The 5831-nt window shown below is 71.5% G+C and carries 4 protein-coding genes, 1 pseudogene and 1 riboswitch; of the genes and pseudogenes, 4 read left to right on the forward strand and 1 reads right to left on the reverse strand.

All coding sequences use genetic code 11. The features are described 5' to 3' along the window. Positions 1–89 precede the first annotated feature (89 nt). The 4 genes and pseudogenes from HMPREF3086_RS12035 (at position 90) to HMPREF3086_RS12050 (ending at position 4925) form a co-directional block, all read left to right on the forward strand. Positions 90–652, forward strand: a pseudogene (locus HMPREF3086_RS12035) (dihydrofolate reductase family protein). 251 nt (positions 653–903) lie between these two features. Beyond that, a complete protein-coding gene (locus HMPREF3086_RS12040) occupies positions 904–2352 on the forward strand; it encodes an MFS transporter (RefSeq protein ID WP_070722066.1) in 1449 nt (482 codons plus the stop codon). Positions 2353–2467: 115 nt separating this feature from the next. Next, a riboswitch (cobalamin riboswitch) is annotated at positions 2468–2566 on the forward strand. A gap of 56 nt (positions 2567–2622) precedes the next feature. Beyond that, complete coding sequence (locus HMPREF3086_RS12045) at positions 2623–4182, forward strand: cobyric acid synthase (RefSeq protein WP_070722067.1); 1560 nt, start codon at positions 2623–2625, stop codon at positions 4180–4182. After that, positions 4179–4925, forward strand: coding sequence for a cobalt-precorrin-6A reductase (locus HMPREF3086_RS12050; RefSeq protein ID WP_070722070.1), 747 nt, complete (start codon positions 4179–4181; stop codon positions 4923–4925). Before HMPREF3086_RS12045 ends, HMPREF3086_RS12050 begins: the two co-directional genes overlap by 4 nt. Positions 4926–5046: 121 nt before the next feature. Here the strand turns inward: HMPREF3086_RS12050 and HMPREF3086_RS12055 are convergent, their stop codons facing one another. Beyond that, a complete protein-coding gene (locus HMPREF3086_RS12055; RefSeq protein WP_311200585.1) occupies positions 5047–5478 on the reverse strand; it encodes a nuclear transport factor 2 family protein in 432 nt (143 codons plus the stop codon). Positions 5479–5831 lie beyond the last annotated feature (353 nt).

Raw genomic sequence — 5831 nt, forward strand, 5'->3', positions numbered from 1 at the left:
TTCGAGCCATTACTGACCCATGCTCCTAGGGGCGGAATCCGGGGTTAGGCTGCCCCCAACGTCCCCGCGCCATCCGCGAAAGGCCGACCATGGGCACGCTGAGCTACACCGCGACCGTCTCGCTCGACGGGTACGTGGCAGACGCGGACGGGGCTTCCAGGGGTCCGCGCCGGACGCCGAGGTCTTCCGGTTCCACGTGGACCGCATGGAGGCCGTCGCCCACGAGGTGCTGGGCCGCAACACCTACGCGTTGATGGAGTACTGGCAGAACCCACCCGAGGGCGAGGAGTGGGGCCCCGACGAGCAGGAGTTCGCGCGGCGCTGGCAGGCGATTCCGCGGACCCTCGTCTCGTCCACGATGACGGCCGCCGACCTCGCCTCGGACACCGACCGCCTGGTGCCGCGTCTCGACACGGGCACCCTGCGCCGGCTCGTCGACGAGGCGGACGGGGAGGTGGAGATCTTCGGTCCGACCACCGCGGCGGAGGCGATCCGCGCGGGGATGGTGAGCGACTTCCTGCTCTTCGTCGTCCCCCACGTGGTCGGTGGGGGCCTGCGCGCGCTGCCGCCGGACGCGCACTTGGATCTGGAGCTCGCCGAGCAGCGCGTCTTCGGAGGCGGGACGGTGTTCCTGCACTATCGGAGCCGGTGAACCCGTAGCAGAGCGCGTGAGGTGTGTAGCGGAGCCCGTGAGCCGCGGCCAGGTCGTCGTCGTCACACCCCCGCCCGTACACCCGACGGCGTGTCCGGGATTGGACACGGTGCCCAGCGGGCGAGAAAAATGACGACCCACACTGTGCCACGTGCACATCCACCGCTGGGCGGGGTGACCGAGATCACCGAGCCGCCTAGCCTTGTCGCGGTCATCGGTAGCCACCCCCGCTACCCGGACCTAGGAGGAACATGGCAACGCCGGACGGGAACACCGATCCCCACGGGAGCACGGCCGCGGTCGCCGAGACGATCTCGGCCGAGCCGGTGCCCCGTCACCGGATCATCCTCGCCTCGCTCATCGGCACCACGATCGAGTTCTACGACTTCTACATCTTCGCCACCGCCGCGGTGTCGGTCTTCCCGCTGCTGTTCTTCGCCGGCGGCGACGCCAGCACGGCACTGCTGGCGTCGATGGCCACGTTCGGCACCGCGTTCATCGCCCGCCCGCTCGGGTCCATCGTCTTCGGGCACTACGGCGACCGCCTCGGCCGCAAGGTCACGCTCGTCGGCGCGCTGCTCACCATGGGTATCGCCACGTTCCTCATCGGCCTGTTGCCGACCATCCACCAGATCGGCCTGTGGGCCCCGGCGATGCTGACCATCCTGCGCTTCTTCCAGGGCATCGGCCTGGGCGGCGAGTGGTCGGGTGCGGCGCTGCTGGCGTCGGAGACGGCGCAGCCGGGCAAGCGTGGGTTCGCCGCGATGTGGCCGCAGCTCGGCGCACCGTTCGGCTTCATCCTGGCCAACGGCATCTTCCTGCTGCTGACCATCTGGTTCTCCTACGATTCCACCGCCGCCGACCTGGGCGAGCCGTTCCTCGTGTGGGGCTGGCGCCTGCCGTTCCTGCTGTCGATCGTCATGGTCGGCGTGGGCCTGTACGTGCGGCTGCGCATCGAGGAGACCCCGGTCTTCGCCCGGGCGGTCGCGAACAACGAGAGGGTCAAGACCCCGGTGTCCGAGGTGTTCCGCCGCAACTGGTGGGAGATCATCCTCGGCACGTTCATCATGCTGGCCACCTACGGCCTGTTCTACCTCATGACCACGTGGATCCTGTCGTTCGCGATCGGTAGTGAGGAGACCGGCGGGCTCGGCTACGGCTACCAGTCGTTCCTCATCATCCAGGTCATCGCGATCCTGCTGTTCGCCGCGTTCGTGCCGGTCGCCGGCTGGCTGGCGGACGTGCTCGGTCGGCGTCGGATGCTCATCGGCGTCACCGCCGCGATCATCGTGTTCGGCCTGAGCTTCGGCTGGTGGCTGAACCCGGACGCGATGGGCACCGGCGAGGGCCTGGACGTGACCCGCATGCTGCTCTTTCTGTGCGTGGGCATGATGCTCATGGGCCTGACCTTCGGCCCGATGTCGGCGGTGCTGCCGGAGCTGTTCCCCACCAACACCCGCTACACGGGCTCGGGCGTGGCGTACAACTTCTCGGCCATCCTCGGCGCGGCGCTCACCCCGTTCGTCGCGGTGTGGCTCGTGCAGAACTACTCGGTCGCCTACGTCGGCTACTACCTCGTTGGCCTGTCCGTGCTGACGATCATCTCGCTGATCCTCGCGCCGGAGACCAGCAAGGCCTCGATGTACACCGAGGACGCCGAGATCGGCCGCACCACCCGCTCCGGGGGCGCGTCCGCCTGACCGCGCTGTAGCGCACCCCGCGCGCCGCGAACCGCCCCGCGCCGCTGACAGGGCCCGCCTCCCAGCCCGGGAGGCGGGCCCTGTCGTCTGTGGGTAGCATCCTGTGCGTTGGTCCAGGGAACCCGGTGAGAGTCCGGGGCTGTCCCGCAACGGTGTGACCCTTTCGCCCCTCGGCGCCGCGGCGCCCCCGCGGGCGAGGTCGAGCCCGATACCTGCCGACCGCCGCCCGCGTCCGTGGTCGGCGCATGCCGGCCGAGGAGCCCCCAGCACATGAATATCTCGCGCCCTCCGCGCGGGGAGCGGGTCGCCCCGCACGCCCCGGCGGCCTCCCTACTCGTCGCCGGGACGACGTCCGATGCCGGCAAGAGCGTCGTCACCACCGCCCTGTGCCGCGCCTTCGCCCGCCGGGGCCTGAGGGTGGCGCCGTTCAAGGCGCAGAACATGTCCAACAACTCGATGGTCGTGGCCGCTCCGAGCGGTACCGCCGAGATCGGCCGCGCCCAGTGGATCCAGGCCCTCGCCGCACGCGCGGTGCCGGAGCCGGCGATGAACCCTGTGCTGCTCAAGCCGGGCGGCGACCGGCGTAGCCACGTGGTGGTGATGGGCCAGCCGGCCGGCACGGTGTCCTCGCGGGACTTCGTCCACGGACGCGCACACCTGGCGCAGGCGGCGTTCGCGGCCTATGACGATCTCGCCTCCCGCTACGACCTCCTCATTTGCGAGGGCGCCGGCAGCCCGGCCGAGATCAACCTGCGCTCGAGCGACTACGTCAACATGGGCCTGGCCCGCCACGCCGACATGCCCGTGGTGGTGGTGGGCGACATCGACCGCGGCGGCGTCTTCGCGGCGCTGTTCGGGACGGTCGCGCTGCTCGAGCCTGCCGACCAGCGGCTGGTCGCGGGGTTCGTCATCAACAAGTTCCGCGGCGACCCCACGCTCCTCGCGCCCGGACTGGACCAGCTCACCGCGCTCACCGGCCGCCCGGTCCACGGGGTCCTGCCCTGGCACCCCGATCTGTGGCTGGACTCCGAGGACGCCCTCGCGGTTAGCCCCCGCGCCGCCGACGCCACGGCGGCCCTGCGCGTGGCCGTGATCCGTCTGCCACGCATCAGCAACTTCACCGACGTCGACGCGCTCGGCCTGGAAGCCGACGTCGAGGTCGCCTACGTCACGGAGCCCCGCGACCTCGCGGGCGCCGACCTCGTCGTCGTCCCCGGGACCAGGGCGACCCTCGACGACCTCGCGTGGCTCCGCGCGCGGGGCCTCGACCGCGCGGTCACTACACATGTCGAGCGCGGCGGCGCGGTGTTGGGGATCTGCGGCGGCTTCCAGATACTCGGCGGCGAGATCGCCGACCCCGACGGCATCGAGGGCACCCCCGGCGCGCGCGTGACCGGCCTCGGCCTGCTCGACGTGACCACCCGCTTCGGCGCGGAGAAGGTGCTGCGCCTGCCCACCGGGACCGCGCTGGGGCAGCCGGTGAGCGGGTACGAGATCCATCACGGCCGGGTGAGCGTCGGCGGCGGGGGAGAGACGGGCGACGACGACGAGGTGTTCCCCGGCGGGGCCCGGCGGGGTCGGGTGTTCGGCACGATGTGGCACGGGAGTCTCGAGTCGGACGGTTTCCGGGGCGCGTTCCTGGACGAGGTCGCGGCAGGGCTGGGGCGGACCCGCGAGCGCTCGGACGTTAGCTTCGCGGCCGCGCGGGAGCGCCGCCTCGACCTGCTGGGCGACCTCGCCGAGGAGCACCTCGACCTGGACGCGCTGCTCGCGTTGGCCCGCGACGGTGCGCCCGAGTTGCCGCTGCTCCCGCCGGGCGCCGACCGGTGATCCTCGTTTTGGGCGGCACGGCCGAGGCCCGCGAGCTCGCCGCCCTGTTGGTCGAGCGCGGGGTGCCGGCGTTGTCGTCGCTCGCGGGGCGGGTCGCGCGGCCGCGACTGCCGGTGGGCCAGGTGCGGATCGGCGGGTTCGGCGGCGTCGACGGGCTGCAGCGGTACCTGATCGAGGCCGGCGTGTCCGCGGTCGTCGATGCCACCCACCCGTTCGCGGCGGGCATCTCGACCAACGCCGCTGCTGCGTGCGCGGCCGCGCGAGTTCCGCTACTGCGCCTCGAGCGCCTGGGCTGGGCTGCCGCTCCGGAAGCCGACCGCTGGCACTGGGTGGACGACCACGACGAAGCCGCGGCCACCGCCGCCCGCCTGGGCCGACGACCGTTCCTCACGATCGGCCGGCAGTCGCTGGGCAGGTTCGTGGGCCCCCTCGCCGAGCATCAGGCGCTGGTCAGGGTGGTGGACCCTCCCGAGGTGGCGCTGCCCGAGCCGTGGCGGCTACTGCTGAGCCGAGGCCCCTACTCGGTCGACAGCGAGCGCGACCTCTTCGCCGACCACGGCGTGGACGTGCTGGTCACCAAGGACTCGGGCGGCGACCACACGTGGTCGAAGATGGCTGTGGCCGACGAACTCGGCGTACCGGTCGTGGTGGTGCGCCGACCCGGCCCCGCGCCGGGTGTGCAGGTGGTGGACGACGCCGCGGCCGCCGCGGACTGGGTCAGCGCGTCCGCCGCGAACTCCTAGGCGAACTTCGGTGTAGCTACTGCGAGAATCCGGCCGGTTCATCGCAGTAACTACACCAAAGTCTCGCGTCGTGTCAGTCGCGGACCGCCTGGCCCGTCGTGGAGCGCCCGGCCGACTCCCGCTAGAGCAATTCGAGGTTGATCTCCCGGATCCGGTCGCCGTCCACGGTGTACCGGCCCTTGAGGTTCAGTGTCATGGCCTGCCCATCGTCGAGCGACATCCCCATGAAGTCCTTCACGTCAGCGCGCGCGGTGAGCGTGTTCACGATGGTGACGGTGGCCGTGTCGCCGTCGACCTGGATCTCTTCGGGCGTCATGCGGTCGACGAATGTGCTGGTCATCGCGCGGTAGGTGTCGAGGTAGGCGGAGAGCCCGAGCTGCGTCCCGGCGGCGGAGTGCAGGACCGCGTCCTCGTGCAGCACGGCCGCCAGCTGGTGCGGGTCCTCGCTGTTGTAGGCCTCGAAGTGGGCTGTGATGACGTCGTGGACGCTCTCATGGTCTCCTCGCTTGCCGCGGTCGGCCGGGGCGCTGGTCCGGTCGATGCCCAGCCCAATCTTGTTCGGTCGTCATCATCGCGGAACTGGTCGTAGCCATCGAGCGATTCCGGCCGCATCCCCGCGATGGCTACGACCAAACCGGGGTCAGGGCCGGGCGAGTTGGGCTGGCCGGCGACCCGACGCTCGGCGGGGCGGTTGGGGCGCTCCGGCGAACGCCCGGACCAGCTCCGCGAACCGTACCGCCAGCGCAGGATGCCCCGCCCAGTGCGTGTGCAGGTACGAGGCGTGGATCGAGCCGGTGACAAAGCCCTCCGGCCCCGCACTGCTCGTCCACGCCGGGCTCGCGCTCAAGCCCGCGCCCGGGCCCGCGCCTGAGCCCTGCCCCGTCGGCCGCGGCTCCGTGTCCGCAC

The sequence above is a fragment of the Dietzia sp. HMSC21D01 genome (assembly GCF_001815995.1).
Classification (GTDB): Bacteria; Actinomycetota; Actinomycetes; order Mycobacteriales; family Mycobacteriaceae; genus Dietzia; species Dietzia cinnamea.